The 15233-nt window shown below is 67.5% G+C and carries 13 protein-coding genes and 1 pseudogene; 7 read left to right on the top strand and 7 right to left on the bottom strand.

Annotation, left to right across the window (positions count from 1 at the left end; translation table 11 throughout):
• The first annotated feature begins 296 nt into the window (after positions 1-296).
• The 7 genes and pseudogenes from BJG92_RS13065 (at position 297) to BJG92_RS13040 (ending at position 8202) form a co-directional block, all read left to right on the top strand.
• Complete coding sequence (locus tag BJG92_RS13065) at positions 297-395, top strand: potassium-transporting ATPase subunit F (protein ID WP_232084431.1); 99 nt, start codon at positions 297-299, stop codon at positions 393-395.
• A gap of 7 nt (positions 396-402) precedes the next feature.
• On the top strand, positions 403-2070 hold the full coding sequence (gene kdpA / locus BJG92_RS13060) for a potassium-transporting ATPase subunit KdpA (protein WP_232084430.1): 1668 nt from the start codon (positions 403-405) through the stop codon (positions 2068-2070).
• A complete protein-coding gene (kdpB, locus tag BJG92_RS13055) occupies positions 2067-4208 on the top strand; it encodes a potassium-transporting ATPase subunit KdpB (protein WP_232084429.1) in 2142 nt (713 codons plus the stop codon). Before kdpA ends, kdpB begins: the two co-directional genes overlap by 4 nt.
• Positions 4209-4218: 10 nt before the next feature.
• Positions 4219-4848 carry a K(+)-transporting ATPase subunit C gene (kdpC, locus tag BJG92_RS13050; RefSeq protein WP_232084428.1) on the top strand — a complete coding sequence of 210 codons (630 nt, stop codon included), beginning with the start codon at positions 4219-4221 and terminating at the stop codon, positions 4846-4848.
• A 12-nt stretch (positions 4849-4860) separates the two neighbouring features.
• Positions 4861-5433, top strand: a pseudogene (locus BJG92_RS18620) (histidine kinase); the annotation flags it as partial.
• A 565-nt stretch (positions 5434-5998) separates the two neighbouring features.
• Positions 5999-7531 (top strand): DUF4118 domain-containing protein, encoded by a 1533-nt coding sequence (locus BJG92_RS18615; RefSeq protein ID WP_374199795.1) that lies wholly within the window; start codon positions 5999-6001, stop codon positions 7529-7531.
• The gene (locus BJG92_RS13040; RefSeq protein WP_232084427.1) at positions 7528-8202 is read left to right on the top strand and encodes a response regulator; all 675 of its coding nucleotides are present in this window, start codon (positions 7528-7530) and stop codon (positions 8200-8202) included. The genes BJG92_RS18615 and BJG92_RS13040 overlap by 4 nt, the downstream gene beginning before the upstream one ends.
• 34 nt (positions 8203-8236) lie before the next feature.
• Here the strand turns inward: BJG92_RS13040 and BJG92_RS13035 are convergent, their stop codons facing one another.
• From BJG92_RS13035 to BJG92_RS13005, 7 genes are all read right to left on the bottom strand, one after another.
• Positions 8237-9613 carry an MFS transporter gene (locus BJG92_RS13035; RefSeq protein ID WP_232084426.1) on the bottom strand — a complete coding sequence of 459 codons (1377 nt, stop codon included), beginning with the start codon at positions 9611-9613 and terminating at the stop codon, positions 8237-8239.
• A 110-nt stretch (positions 9614-9723) separates the two neighbouring features.
• The gene (locus BJG92_RS13030) at positions 9724-10176 is read right to left on the bottom strand and encodes a MaoC family dehydratase (protein ID WP_232084425.1); all 453 of its coding nucleotides are present in this window, start codon (positions 10174-10176) and stop codon (positions 9724-9726) included.
• On the bottom strand, positions 10177-11370 hold the full coding sequence (locus BJG92_RS13025; protein ID WP_232084424.1) for an acetyl-CoA C-acyltransferase: 1194 nt from the start codon (positions 11368-11370) through the stop codon (positions 10177-10179).
• Complete coding sequence (gene fabG / locus BJG92_RS13020) at positions 11370-12146, bottom strand: 3-oxoacyl-ACP reductase FabG (protein ID WP_232084423.1); 777 nt, start codon at positions 12144-12146, stop codon at positions 11370-11372. Before fabG ends, BJG92_RS13025 begins: the two co-directional genes overlap by 1 nt.
• Positions 12147-12178: 32 nt before the next feature.
• Entirely contained in the window at positions 12179-13375 is a 1197-nt protein-coding gene (locus BJG92_RS13015) for an acyl-CoA dehydrogenase family protein (RefSeq protein WP_232084422.1), read from the bottom strand.
• Entirely contained in the window at positions 13372-13836 is a 465-nt protein-coding gene (locus tag BJG92_RS13010; RefSeq protein ID WP_232084421.1) for a thioesterase family protein, read from the bottom strand. The genes BJG92_RS13015 and BJG92_RS13010 overlap by 4 nt, the downstream gene beginning before the upstream one ends.
• Positions 13829-15079 (bottom strand): CaiB/BaiF CoA-transferase family protein, encoded by a 1251-nt coding sequence (locus BJG92_RS13005; RefSeq protein ID WP_232084420.1) that lies wholly within the window; start codon positions 15077-15079, stop codon positions 13829-13831. Before BJG92_RS13005 ends, BJG92_RS13010 begins: the two co-directional genes overlap by 8 nt.
• Between the last annotated feature and the right edge of the window lie 154 nt (positions 15080-15233).

The following is a 15233-nucleotide window of genomic DNA, read 5'->3' as shown; positions in this document are numbered from 1 at the left end:
TGCCGATCTGGACGAATCCTTGACGGCGGGTGCGTCGGGGCATCGGGCGGCGGGCGTCAAGGATCCGTCAAGATCCAACCCAACGGCGTTAGGGATTCATCAGGCCCGGCTCTTTCGACTCTTCGCAGGACTTGACTGGGTTTAGTCCCGCAACCGGGGCGCAGATGAAAGGAACGTGCAATGGCCGATGCGGCTGTTATCGGAATCCTCATGGCCTCCATGGGGTTCGTGATGTGGGTTGGCCACCTCCTGGCCAGAGTGGTCGGCGGGACCGGCGAAAGGCCGGAGGACGGGCAATGAGCGTCGATGCGGTGATGTGGCTGGTGCTGCTCCTGGCCGGGCTCAGCCTCTTTGGCTACCTGCTCGCTGCCCTGATCCGGCCCGAGAAGTGGTGAGCGGACAATGACGTTCAACACTGCATCCTTTGTTATCCAGGTGGCGGCGCTGGTCCTGGTCCTCGCGGCCCTGCACAAGCCGCTGGGCATCTACCTGGCCCACGTCTTTGAGGGAACCACGCACAGCAGGCCGGAGCGGCTGTTCTATCGGCTGGCGGGGATCGACCCGGGAGCGGACCAGAGGTGGTCCGTGTACCTTCGCAGCGTCCTGGCGTTTTCCGTCGTATCCATCCTGGTGGTGTTCGGTCTGCAGCGGGTCCAGGGACTCCTGCCCGGCGCCGGTTCCCTGACGGGCGTGGACCCGTGGGTGGCCATGAACACGGCGATATCCTTCGTCACCAACACCAACTGGCAGACCTACGTGCCGGAGGCCACGGTCGGCATCTTTGTGCAGATGTCCTTGCTGGCGGTGCAGAACTTCCTCTCCGCCGCCGTCGGCATCGTGGTCGCCGTCGCGCTCATCCGCGGCATCGTGCGTACCAGGACGGAGCGCCTGGGCAACTTCTGGACCGATCTGACCCGTACCTCCTTCCGGGTGCTGCTGCCGCTCGCGTTCGTCGGCGCCGTGGTGCTGGTCCTGGGCGGCGTGGTGCAGAACTTCTGGTCCGCCGACGTGGCCAACCAGGCCGCCGGCATCTCCCAGGTCATTCCCGGCGGTCCGGTCGCCTCGCAGGAAGCGATTAAGGTCCTGGGCACGAACGGAGGCGGCTACTTCAACGCCAACTCCGCGCATCCCTTCGAAAACCCGAATGCGGTGATCAGCCTCTTCCAGGTGTTCCTGATCCTGCTGATTCCCTCGGCCCTGCCCTATGCCTACGGCCGGATGGTCGGGGACCGGAAGCAGGGCTTCACGGTCGCCGCCGTCATGGGCACCCTCTGGCTGGCCTCCACCACCCTGACCGGCTGGGCCGTCGCCGGCGCCCAGGGAACCGCGACCGCGGCCGCTGGCGGACTCGGCGAAGGCTTCGAGCAGCGCTTTGGCGCGGCCCCGAGCGCGATCTTCGCCGCGTCCACCACCCTGACCTCCACCGGCGCCGTCAACGTCGCCCACGATTCCCTGCCTCCGCTGGCCGGCGGGGCGGCCATGGTGAACATGATGCTGGGCGAAGTAGCACCGGGCGGAACCGGCTCGGGGCTCTACGGCATGCTGATCCTGTCCATTATTGCCGTCTTCATCGCCGGCCTTATGGTGGGCCGCACTCCGGAGTATCTGGGCAAGAGGGTCGGGCCGCAGGAAATGAAGCTCGCGGCCATGTACATCCTGGTGACTCCGACCCAGGTGCTCACACTGGCCGGTATCACCGTCCTGCTGCCGGAAATCATGGCCAATGCGCCCGCCACCGGTCCGCACCAGTTCAGCGAAGTGCTCTACGCCTTCACGTCGGGGGCGAACAACAACGGTTCCGCGTTCGGCGGGATCACCAGCTCCGGGCCCTACCTCTCGGTCATGCTGGGCCTGGCCATGCTGCTGGGCCGGTTCCTGCCAATCGCCCTGGTGCTCGCCCTGGCCGGATCCCTGGCCAGGCAGGGCAAGATCCCCGCCTCAGCCGGCACCGTTCCCACCCATGGCGCACTCTTCGGTTCGCTGCTTCTGGGCGTGACCGTGATCCTGACCGCCCTCAGCTATTTCCCGGCCCTTGCCCTGGGGCCCCTCGCAGAAGGACTGCTCAAATGACCCCGTCCAGCACGGCACCAGCCGCGGACACCGCCGCTGCGGTCACCTTCGCCGACGGCAACCCGCTCGGCACGCCCGGCGAACACAAGCACCACACCAAGGCTCCGGCGAAACTGACGCTGTCCAGCGTCGCGGCCGCCCTGCCGCTGGCGGTCCGGAAGCTGTCCCCGCGCCAGATGATCCATTCACCGGTCATGTTCACCGTGCTGGTGGGCGCCGTGCTCTGTACCGCGATCTGCCTGGTCCGGCCCTCGGTCTTCAGCATCGCCATCACCGTGTGGCTGTGGCTCACCGTCCTGTTCGGAACCCTGTCGGAGTCCATCGCCGAGGGCCGGGGAAAAGCCCAGGCGGACAGCCTGCGGGCCAGCCGTCAGGGGGTGCAGGCCCGGCTCCGGCTCCTTGACGGCACCACCAAAGAGGTGCCGGGCACCGAGCTGCGGCTCAATGACGTGGTGATCTGTGAAGCCGGGGACGTGATCCCCTCCGACGGCGAGATCATCGAGGGTCTTGCCAGCGTCGACGAATCGACCATCACGGGCGAATCGGCCCCGGTGATCCGCGAATCGGGCGGGGACCGGTCCTCCGTCACCGGCGGCACCAGGGTTCTCTCGGACCGGATCGTCGTCCGCATCACCGCGGAACCGGGTGAGACGTTCATTGACCGGATGATCAAGCTGGTCGAGGGCGCGGTGCGGCAGAAGACGCCCAACGAAATCGCGCTGCACGTCCTGCTGGTGTCATTGACCATCATCTTCCTGGCCGTGACAATGTCGCTGGCCCCGTTCGCGGCCCTGGCGTCAGCGGCGCCGTCACCGATCGTGCTGGTGGCGCTTCTGGTCTGCCTGATCCCCACCACCATTGGCGCTCTCGTGCCCGCGATCGGGATCGCCGGCATGGACCGCCTGGTCCAGCACAACGTCCTCGCCACCTCCGGCCGGGCCGTCGAGACGGCCGGTGACATCACCACTTTGCTGCTGGACAAGACCGGAACCATCACCTACGGCAACCGCCGTGCGGTCAATTTCCTGCCAGCCGACGGCGTCAGCCACAGCACCCTCGCCGAAGCGGCGCGGCTCTCCAGCCTGGCCGATGAGACCCCGGAAGGACGCTCAATCGCCGACCTTGCGGCCGACCAGGGCATCACCGGCCAGGATCTCGCCGGGCTCCGTGCGGCCACCGGCGATTTTGCCGTGATCGAATTTAGCGCCAGCACCCGCATGAGCGGGCTGGACCTGGACGGGACGCAGATCCGCAAGGGCGCCGCCTCGGCGGTGTCTGCGTTCGTGGCCGGGCACGGCGGGCACACCCCGGCCGGGATGGACCGCATTGTGCAGGACATCGCCGCCCAGGGCGGCACCCCGCTGCTCGTGGCCAGAACCACCGCGGCAGGCGCTGCCGAAGTCCTCGGCGTCATCCATCTGGCCGATGTGGTGAAACCCGGGATGAGTGCCCGGTTCGCCGAACTGCGGAAGATGGGCATCCGGACCGTGATGATCACCGGCGACAACCCCATCACGGCGGCGGCGATCGCCGCCGAGGCCGGGGTGGACGACTTCCTGGCGGAGGCCACGCCGGAAGACAAGCTCGCCGTTATCAAGAAGGAACAGGCCCAAGGCCGGCTCGTGGCCATGACGGGCGACGGGACCAACGACGCCCCGGCCCTGGCCGCGGCGGATGTCGGAGTCGCCATGAACTCCGGCACTCCTGCCGCCAAGGAAGCCGCCAACATGGTGGACCTCGATTCGGATCCGACCAAGCTCATCAATATCGTCGGCATCGGCAAGCAGCTGCTCATCACCCGCGGCGCGCTGACCACCTTTTCCGTCGCGAACGACGTCGCCAAGTACTTCGCGATTGTTCCGGCACTGTTCACCGCGGCCTTCCCGGGCCTCGGGCTGCTGAACATCATGGGCCTGGCCACGCCGGCCTCGGCGATCCTGTCCGCGGTGATCTTCAACGCCCTGATCATCATCGCCCTGGTCCCGCTGGCCCTGCGCGGCGTGAAATACCGGGCCGTGTCCGCCAACCAGGCCCTCGGCCGGAACCTGCTGGTCTACGGGCTCGGCGGGCTTGTGGCACCCTTCATCGGCATCAAGATCATCGACCTCATCATTTCCCTCATCCCCGGAATCGGCTAGGAACGTCCCCATGAATACACTCACCGGCTACCTCCGCCAGGCAGGAACCGCCCTGCGTTTCCTCGTCGTCGCCACCGTGGTCCTCGGACTGGCGTATCCGGTCGCGGTCTTCGGCGTCGGGCAGCTGATCGCCCCCTACCAGGCCAACGGTTCGATCATCAGGGACGGCACCGGCGCCCCGGCAGCGTCAGCCCTGCTCGCCCAAGCCGCGGCCGACGCAAACGGGGTCCAGGACCCGCGCTGGTTCCACGCCCGCCCGTCAGCGGTGCTGTGGGACCCGGCGTCGTCCTCGGCCAGCAACCTGGGCCCCAACGAACCGAAACTCCTCGACGCCGTGACCGCGAGACGGGCCGCCGTCGCAGCGGCCGAAAGTGTCGGCGAGGACAAAGTGCCGGCCGACGCCGTGACCGCCAGCGGGTCCGGACTCGATCCCGATATCTCGCCGGAATACGCCAGGCTGCAGGTTGCCCGGGTGGCAGCCGCGCATGGTTTGGGCGCCGAAGCTGTTGGGTCGATGGTGGAGAAGCACACCACCGGCGGGCTGCTCGCGTTCCTCGGACAGCCCTCCGTCAACGTGACGGCCTTGAACCTGGCGGTCGCTGCCGCCCCGCAGCCGTCGCAGCCGGCCCAACCGAAGTGAGAGAATGACGGCATGGCACGCGGAACGCTGCGGATCTTCCTGGGGGCGGCGCCAGGGGTCGGTAAGACCTACGAGATGCTCGAAGAGGCGCACCGGCTCGGCCAGCGCGGCGAGGACGTCGTCGTCGCCCTCGCCATGGACCACGGACGCAGCGAGACAAAGGCGCTGCTGGGGGGCCTGGAAATCGTGCCGCCCAGGCGCCTGCCCTACCGGGGCACGGAGTTTGAGGAAATGGACCTTGATGCCGTCCTCGCCCGGGCACCCGGAACAGCGATCGTGGACGAGTACGCCCATTCCAACATCCCCGGCAGCCGCAACCCCAAACGCTGGCAGGACGTCGACGAGCTGCTCGCGGCAGGAATCGATGTCCTGTCCACGGTCAACATCCAGCATCTGGCGTCGCTGGGTGATGTAGTCAGCGCGATCACCGACGTCCAGCAGGCGGAGACGGTACCGGACGACGTCGTCCGCCGGGCCGCTCAGATCCATCTCGTGGACATCTCCCCCGAACTGCTGCGCCAGCGCCTGGGTGACGGGAAGATTTATGCTCCCGAAAAGATCGACGCGGCCCTCTCGAATTACTTCCGCTTGGGCAACCTCACCGCCCTGCGGGAACTGGCACTCCTGTGGCTGGCCGACCGGGTCGATGAAGGCCTCGCCAAGTACCGCGCGGAGCAGGGCATCGAGGAAAGCTGGCCGGCCCGGGAACGGATCGTGGTGGGACTCACCGGCGGCCCGGAGGGGGAGGTCCTGATCCGCCGCGGAGCCAGGATCCTCAATCGAGTCAATGGCGGTGACCTGCTGGCGGTCCACGTCCGGGCGGCGGACGGCGTCGCCAGCGAATCTCCGCAGGCCCTCGACGCCCAGCGCCATTTGATCCAGGACCTGGGCGGCAGCTACCACATCGTGGCTGGTGAGGATCCCGCGGGTGCCCCTGCTGGACTTCGCCCGCAGCGTCAACGCAACCCAAGTCGTCGTCGGCATTTCCCGGCGCAAGAAAATTGCCGCGCTGCTGGGAAATCTGCTCGGCGGCGGGGTGGGCACGCGGGTGGTCCGCGATTCCGGCGACATCGACGTCCATATGGTCTCCCATCCGCTCGGCGGACGGGGCAAATCCCCGTCCCGGCAACGCGACCTGGGCCGCGTCCGGGTGACAGTGGGATTCATCCTGGCCATCGTGCTTCCCGCCGTGCTGCAGCTCCTGCTGCTGGCCCTCACATCCGACCGGAATATCGCCACCGTGATGCTGGTCCAGCTCAGCGGCTCCATCGGGGTGGCCCTTGTGGGAGGCCTCTGGCCCGCAATCCTCGCCGCGCTCTGGAGCAGCCTGCTGGTGAACTACTTCTCCACCCCGCCGGTAGGGAACCTCACCATCAGTGATCCGCAGAACCTGCTCGCCCTGCTCGTGTTTGTTGGTGTTTCGGCGGCCGTGGCCCTCGTCGTCGATCTGTCGGCCAGGCGGTCCAAAGAAGCCGCCCGGGCCCGCGCCGAGGCCACGACCCTCGGCGACTTGGCCAGGAGTGCCGCGGTCTCCGATGACACGCTCCAGTCGCTCCTGGAGCAGTCACTGGCCGTCTTCCAGGTCCGGGGCGCCGCGATCTTCCAACGTATTTATTCCCCGGGCGACGGCGGGAGCACCGGCGGTTACGACCAGCCGTGGAGGATGCTTGCGTCCGCCGGGGAACTGGCCGCAGACGAGGCCGACGGGGGCGGGGGCGATAACATCGAAGAGATCAATGCTTCCACGCGCCTGGTGCTGTCCGGCCGGATACTGCCGGCCAGCGACCGGCGTCTGCTGGGGGCGTTCGGAGTCCATCTGGCCGCGAAACTGGAGCGCCAGCAGCTTATGGCGAGCCGCCGGCAGATGCTCCGCCTCGCCGAGACCAACACGATGCGCACCTCGATACTTCGCGCCGTGTCCCACGACCTTCGCACGCCGCTGGCCGGCATCAAACTGGCCGTCGGCGGCCTGCGCCATGACGGCGTGCGCTACACCCCCGAGGAACGGCAGGAGCTGCTGGCCACCATCGAGGAATGCTCGGACAGACTGGATACCCTGGTCGGTAATCTCCTGGACATGTCCCGGATCAGCGCCGACGCCGCCAATCCCTTGCTCAGGCCGGTGCGCTGGTACGAGGTGATTCCGGACGCCATGCGCGCCGTGCCGGAAGGGCGGGTCCGGGTGGAACTGCCCGCCAATATGCCTGAGGTCGATGCGGACCCCGGCATGCTGGAACGGGTCATCGCGAATGTTGTGGAAAACGCGGTGAAGTACGCCTCCGATTCGGATATTGTCCTCGTCGGGGCGGGAGGCGGCCTGAGCCCGGTGACCCTTGAGGGGAGGCCGGCAGGAGAATTGCGCATCATTGATCACGGCCGGGGAATCCCGGCAGAGAGGGTCGTGGAAATGTTCCGGCCGTTCCAGCGCCTGGACGACGCCCCGCAGACCACCGGCATCGGCCTCGGCCTTGCCGTGGCCAAGGGCTTCACCGACGCCATGGGCGGAAGCCTCACCGCCGAGTCAACGCCGGGCGGGGGCCTGACCATGGTCATCCGGCTTCCGCTCTCCACCGGCAGGCCCTTCGAAACGCGCCAGCAGCAGGCCCCCCTTGAACCGCAATCCGCCGTGGAACGCCGGCATCACACCGCGCCACTCACTGCCTCCGGACCGGACGCAGGATGACCGCGATCCTCGTGGTCGATGACGACCCGCATCTGCTCAGGGCGCTGCGGATCACGCTACAGGCCCACGGCTACGACGTGACCACCGCAGCGGACGGGCATTCGGCCCTCCTATCAGCCACCCAGAACCCGCTGGCGCTGGTCATCCTTGACCTCGGCCTGCCGGACCTGGACGGCACCGCTGTGATCCGGGAACTTCGCACCTGGAGCAGGGTGCCCATCCTCGTTCTGTCCGCCCGCCACGGTTCCGAGGACAAAGTGGATGCCCTCGATGCCGGCGCCGATGACTACATCACTAAGCCTTTCGGCCTGGACGAACTCCTGGCGCGGCTGCGGGCGCTGCTGCGCCGCAGTACCGACCCCGCGCTGGAGCCGGTGGTCACGACAGATGCGTTCACCGTGGACCTCGAAAAACACCGGGTCACCCGTGACGGCCTGGACATCCGGCTCACTCCGACGGAATGGAAAATGCTGGAGGTGCTGGTCCGGAATCCCGAGAAGCTTGTCACGCAGCAACAGCTCCTCTCCGAGGTGTGGGGCCCTGCATATGCGAAGGAGACCAACTACCTGCGTGTGTACATGGCCCAGCTCCGGCGCAAACTGGAACCGGAGGCAGCCGCACCCCGGCATCTGATCACCGAACCGGGCATCGGCTACCGGTTCCTGCCCTAGCGACGCCGGGGCAGGAACCGGTAGGGGCGCGTCGTCAGCAGGCGTCCGCCTCGGCGTTCAGGTCCCGGCCCCGGGTTTCGGGTGCGAAGAACCCTGCCACCCAGCCGATGGCTGCATAGCTCATGAGGATCGCTGCCACCGGGATCCACCCCGGCCCCGTTGCGGCTACCACCGCGGCGGCCAGGATCGGGCCCAGGCCGCCGGAGAGCACGGCGCCCACCTCTTTGACCGTGGTCATGAAGGAGAACCGGCGCTTGGATCCGAACATTTCCACGAGCCAGGTGGACTCCACTCCGTACATGTTGGGAATCGGGCCGCCGATGTAGATGACGAACACCAGAGCCACCAGAACCGGATTCCGCGTTTCGATCAGGAGCATCGCGGGAATGGTGAACGCGAACTGGAAGGCAGAGAGCCACAGCCACACAATTCTGCGGCCGAACCTGTCGGTGAGTTTGCCGGTCAGCAGGACCGTGAGGATCCCCAGAATGGAGCCCAGCGTCACGCCGGTGGTGACAAGGTTTGCGTCCATCTTGACGACGGACACGGTCCACCCGATCAGGAAGCCCTTGACGAGGTAGACGGAGCCGTTCTCGCCGAGCTTGATGCCCAGGGATACTAGGAACGGCTTTTTGGCATCCGCGGCATCGCGCCACACGCTTTGCTGCTGCGCTCCGGCGCGGGCGGCTGCACGGCGCTGCTTGACGACCTCAAAGACCGGCGATTCGCTGACGGTGCGCCGCAGGTACAACGCGACGAGGGTGGTGGCAACGCTCAGCAGGAACGGGATGCGCCAGCCCCAGCTCAGGAACTGATCTTTGGGCAGTTGCGACATCAGCAGCCACAGGGCGCTGGCCAGGAGCACCCCGGTTGCGGTCCCCAGGGCCACCACCGCGCCGTAGAAGCCGCGGCGTCCGCTGGGCGCCGACTCCACGAGCAGGAGCGAGGCGCCTGAAAGTTCGGCGCCAGCGCCGAAGCCCTGGACCAGACGCAGCAGGACCAGCATGATGGGGGCGGCGACGCCGATCTGGGCATACGTGGGCAGCAGACCCATCCCGAGGGTGGCGATCCCCATCATGCCCACGGTGATGACGAGGACGGATTTGCGGCCGTACTTGTCGCCCAGGTATCCGAAGTAGATGCCGCCGAGGGGCCTGACGAGGAAACCGGAACCATAGGCGGCGAAGCTGGCCAGCAGGGCCATCGCCGGGTCTACGTTCGGGAAGAACAGCGGCCCGAAGACCAGTGAGGCTGCCAGCGTGTAGAGCGTGAAGTCCATGTATTCCAGCGCCGAGCCGAGCCAGGACGAGATCGAGGTCCGGCGCAGTTCCGCCGGCGACACCACCGGATCGGCCGCAGCGTTCTCCAGCCCTGGCTCGGCGTATTTCACGTTCATGTTTTCATTAACCACGGAGTATCCCCCTAGTTTGGAGCCGGCAGGCCGGCTCAGCCGTAACGTCGTTGTTCGGATGTGTTGGTGCAGTTAGTGCAGTGGCGCAGGGCGGACGCTGCCGGCGTCGCTCACATCCGCAAGAGGGACACTGTCTCGGCGATGCAGGCCGGCTTCTCTGAACCCTCCAGCTCAATCGTGTGCAGGACCCTCAGCTGCCGGCCGTTGGCCGTCTCGGTCACCGACGTCAGCGTCAGCCTGTCCCGGATGCGGGAACCGGCCCTGGCCGGGGCCGGGAACCTGACCTTGTCCAGCCCGTAGTTGATGATCGCTGCCGCGCCCTGGACCCGGTAAACCTGCCCGGCCAGGTGCGGGAGCATCGACAGGCTCAGGTAGCCGTGGGCCACGGTGGCGCCGAAGGGGCCGTTGGCGGCCCGCTCCGGATCGGTGTGGATCCACTGCTGGTCCAGGGTGGCGTCAGCGAACGCCTGGATCTGGGATTGCTCCAGCCGGTGCCAGCCGCTCACCCCGATTTCCTGTCCAGTCAGGCTCTCCAGCTCGGCGACATTCTCGAAAAGCCTCATCTAAACCCTTTCCAGCAGCATTGCGACGCCTTGGCCCAGGCCCACGCACATCGTGGCCAGGCCGCGGTCGGCGTTTTCGCGTTCCATCCGGCCCAGCAACGTCACGACGATCCGGGAACCGGAGGATCCCAGCGGATGCCCCAGTGCGACCGCACCGCCGTCGTTGTTGACAGTGCCCTGATCCAGCCCCAAAAGCCGCATGCAGGCCAGCGACTGCGCGGCGAACGCTTCGTTGAGTTCGACGGCGCCCAGTCCGTCCAGGCTCCAGCCGGCCTTCGCCAGAGCCTTCCTGGTAGCCGGCACCGGGCCGATGCCCATGACCTCCGGGGCAACGCCGGCCGCCTGGCTGGTGACGATCCGGGCCCTGGGCGTCAGACCCCAGCGGGCGACGGCCTCGCCGCTGGCCACCACCACAGCGGAGGCGCCGTCGTTGAGGGAACTGGAGTTGCCCGCGGTGATGATGCCGTCCGGCCGTACGATCGGGCGCAGGGCCGCGAGCGCCTCCGGCGTGGAGCCGCGGCGCGGCCCCTCATCGGTGTCGACCAGCGAAACTTCGCCGCGGCGGCCGGCCACAGGAACGGGAACGATCTCGTCGCGGAACCGGCCGGCGTCGATCGCCGCCAGTGCCAGCTCATGCGAGCGCACGGCGAAGCTGTCCGCATCGGCGCGGGAGATCCCCTCGCGCCCGGCAACTTCCTCGGCCGTTTCCGGCATCGAAAACCTGGCGTTGGCGTGCATCCGCGGATTGACGAACCGCGCACCGATCGAGGTGTCCGCGAGTTCACCCGGCCTGGCAAACGGCTTTTCCGGCTTCGCCATCACCCAGGGTGCCCGCGACATGGATTCGACGCCGCCGGCCACCACAAGGTCGGCGTCGCCGTTGCGGACGGACTGCGCCGCCATGCTGATGGCGGTCAGGCCGGAGGCGCAGAGCCGGTTGACCGTGACCGCGGGGACGGCGTCGGGCAGTCCGGCCAGCAGCACCGCCATCCGTGCAACGTTGCGGTTGTCCTCACCGGCCTGGTTCACGCAGCCAAGGATGACCTCGTCGATGCTGTCCGGGTCGGTGCCAGCCCGGGCCACGGCGGCCTGCAGCACCAGGGCGGCCAGGTCGTCGGGCCGGACCGTGGCGAGCGCCCCGCCGTAGCGGCCCACCGGCGTGCGGACACCGCCGACGAGGAACGCCTCCGCCATCAGCGCGCCCCGCCGTTGATGTACAGCGTCTGGCCTGAGATGTAGGAGGCGTCGTCGCTGGCGAAGAACGCCACGGCGGCGGCCACTTCTTCAGGCTGGCCAACCCGGCCCAGCGGTGTCCGGGCGGCGACCGCCGACTGGTGCTCGGCGGCGCTGCTGCCGACCCGCTCGGCTGTCGCGGCAGTCATGGCCGTGGCGATGTAGCCGGGGGCCACAGCGTTGACGGTGATGTTGAACGGGCCCAGCTCAATAGCGAGGGTGGCCGTCAGGCCCTGGATGCCGGCCTTCGCAGCGGCGTAGTTCGCCTGGCCGCGGTTGCCGAGGGCGCTGCGGCTGCTGAGCGAGACAATTCTTCCGTACCCGGCCGGGACCATGTACCGCTGCGCGGCCCGGGAGCAGAGGTAGGCGCTGGTCAGGTTGGTGGTGAGAACCGATTCCCAGTCCGGGCGCTCCATTTTGAAGAACAGGTTGTCGCGGGTGATGCCGGCGTTGTTGACGAGGATGTCGAGCCGGCCGAACTCCCGGTGGACCTCCGCGAAGACCCGGTCCACGGTGGCTTCGTCGGTGACATCGCAGACGGCCGCGACGGCCCGGCCGCCGGCCGCGAGGACCTGCGGATCAGCGGAGATCTGTTGCGCCGTGTCCTTGGCGCGGTCCTCGTTGAGGTCCAGGACGACGACGGTGGCGCCCCCGGCGGCCAGTTTCAGAGCGGTGGCCGCGCCGATTCCCTGCGCGCCGCCGGTGACTGCTGCCACCCGGTTGGTGAAATTGCTCATGGTGTTTCCTTTGCTTGTGTCGGGTAGCGGATCTAGCTGAAGGCGGAGAGACCGGTGATCTCACGCCCGACGAGCAGGGACTGGATGGAGTCGGTGCCCTCGTAGGTCGAGACCACCTCCATGTCGGTCATGTGCCGGGCGACGTGGTTCTCCAGCAGCACGCCGTTGCCGCCGAGCATGTCCCGCGCCTCGGAACAGATCCACCGGGCTTTCTGGGCCGTATGCATCTTGGCCAGCGAGGCCATGGGCCCGCTCATGCGCCCGTCCTCGGCCAGGACGGCCAGCCGGAAGCAGATCAGCTGCATGGCCGTCAGCTCCGAGAGCATGTTGGCCAGCTTGTTCTGCACGAGCTGGAAGCTGCCGATCGGTTTGCCGAACTGCTGCCGGGTCTTCGCGTAGTTCACCGCGATCTCATACGCTGCCATGGCGTGGCCGAGGGATTCCCAGGACGCTCCGCTCCGGGTGGACGTGAGGACGCGGGTGACGTCCTTGAACGAGTGGCAGCCGGGAAGCCGGTTGTCCGCCGGCACCCGGAGGTTCTCGAGCGTGATGTCCGGTTGGAGGATCGCGCGTTTGCCGATCTTGCCGGTGATGACGTCGGTGGAGTACCCGTCCGGATAGCTGCCGTCGCCGTTGCGCTCCATCACGAACGCCTTGACCTTGGCGTCCTCTTCGTCGCGGGCGAAGATGATGACGACGTCGGCCATGCTGGCGTTGCCGATCCACCGCTTGCGGCCGTTGATGATGTAGCTGTCGCCGTCCCGCCGGGCGCTTGTCTCCAGGGCCACCGAGTCGGAGCCGTGGTCAGGTTCGGTCAGGGCGAAGGCGCCGATTTTGTCCAGCGTCGCCATCGCGGGGAGCCAGCGTTCCTTTTGCTCCTCGCTGCCCAGCATGTTGATGGTGCCCATGGCCAGGCCGGACTGGACGCCGAGGAAGGTGTTGACGGAACCGTCGCCGCGGGAGACTTCCGCCGCGACGATTCCGGCGGCGAGCCGGCTCAGCCCGGGGCAGCCGTAGCCGGTGATGGTGGTCCCCACGATGCCGAGGGCGGCGAGTTTGGGGATCAGCTCGAAGGGGAACTCGGCGCGTTCCCAGTAGCCGTTGATGACGGGCAGCAGGTCCTTGTCGACGAAGCTGCGGACCTTCAGCCGGAGGGCGCGGTCCTCGGCGGTGAGGAAATCGTCCATCAGGTAGAAGTCGGTGCCTTGTTCGGCCGGTTCAGTTGTCATTGGGTCAGCTCCATGCGGGTGGGATCGGAAATCTGCGGTTCACGGGGTTCCGTGCTTGCCGGTGTGCGCTGGAACTGGGCGAGCCAGCGCCGCTCTTGTTCCGCCAGGGGCCGGGCCTTGCCGGTCTCGGGCCAGACCGAAACGAGCACTGTCCGGCCGTCGACGGCCACGGCGCCGTTCTGGGCGCCGGTGAATTCGAGGCTGACCGAGCTGGTGCCGATCCTGCGGACCGCGAGTTCAACGTCCAGGTCTTCGCCGTGGTGGACCGGCCGCCGGTAGTTCAGTTCGAGGGCGGCCACGACGGTGGGGGTCGCTTCGGCCGGGCGGACTCCCAGCATCGCGGCCCGCCACCGAATCCTCGACTCCTCCAGGAGAGTCACGACGGCGGCATGATTGACGTGGCCGTTGAGGTCCTGGTCCGACCACCGCGGGGAGACGCTGGTCCGGTACGGCTCAGGCATGGGCCAGGGTCTTCTGCTGGAGCAGCCAGCCGCGTACCAGCTGCGAGCTTTCATTAAGCTCCGGCGGCGCGAGCGGGTAGTCGACGGGGGTGCGGGAGTACTCCACGGGGTGCCGGAGGGTGGGAATTTTCCGTGACCCGCTGCCGGCCAGAACCACCGGTTGCAGTCCCAGCCGTTCAGCGAATTCGACGCCGCCGCGCACATCCTGGATCGGGGCGCACGGCAGGCCGGCGTCGGAGAGCTCGGAGAACCACTGCGCGGCGGACTGCGTGGCCAATACGGCGTGGAGGATCTCCCGGAGTTCATCCCGGTGCGCGTTGCGCTGCAGGGTCGTGGCGTACTTCGGGTCCCGGGCGACCTCGGGGATCGCCAGCGCCCCGCACAGGCGGACGAACTGGGCATCATTGCCCGTTGCGATGATGATCATGCCATCGCCCGTCTGCATCGGCGCGTACGGGTACATGCTGGGGTGCTCGTTGCCCATCCGGGTCGGCACCACACCGCCGGTCACGTAGGCCGCGGACTGGTTCACCATGCCGGACAACGCCGACGTCAGGAGGTTCAGCTCCACCAGCTGGCCCTCGCCGGTCCGGTCTTTGTGGTGCAGGGCCCCGAGGATGCCGATGGCCGCGTGCAGGCCGGTGATGACGTCAAAGAGGGCGATGCCGGCCCGGTACGGCTGGGTCTCCTGGTCACCGGTGAGGCTCATCATTCCCGAGGCGGCCTGCACCAGCAGGTCATAACCCGGGATATGTGCGCCGGCCCCGGTGCCGAACCCGGTGATGGAGGCGTAAATGATGTCCGGCTTCAGCTCCGCGGCGGCGGGATAGTCCAGACCCAGCCGCGCCATGTTGCCGGGCTTGAAATTTTCGATCATGACATCCGCGGAACGGATCAGGGAGCGCGCCACGTCCAGGTCCTGCGGGTCTTTCAGATCCAGGGCGATGGAGTGCTTGTTGCGGTTCACGGCGAGGAAGAATGTGGCCTCTCCGTCGCGGACCGGGGGCATGTAGGTGCGGGTGTCGTCGCCGTCGGGGCCCTCGACCTTGATCACGGTGGCGCCCATATCAGCCAGGAGCATGGTGGCGTACGGGCCCGCCAGCACCCGGCTGAAATCCGCGATGACGACGCCGGCAAGGGGCCCGGTGCCTTCACGGCCCAGGCCGTCAACGGCCGGACGGTCTCGGCCGTCGGCGGGACCGTTGGGTCCGCCGAAGCCCGGTTCGCTGCTCGGTTGTGTCATGTAGTTCCTCCGGTGTGTGGTCTGCATCACCTACCCTTGCAAGCGGATTGATTCGCGTCCAATACGCATTTCGAGGCGGATTGATACCCCACGGCCATCAATGCCTATTTCGCCGCGTTGGGTATCTTGGGCATATGAACAATGACGTTTATCC

The sequence above is a fragment of the Arthrobacter sp. SO5 genome, assembly GCF_020532805.1.
GTDB lineage: Bacteria > Actinomycetota > Actinomycetes > Actinomycetales > Micrococcaceae > Arthrobacter.
The sequence above is the reverse complement of the archived record's forward strand: the minus strand, read 5'-3'. Positions and strand labels throughout refer to the sequence as shown.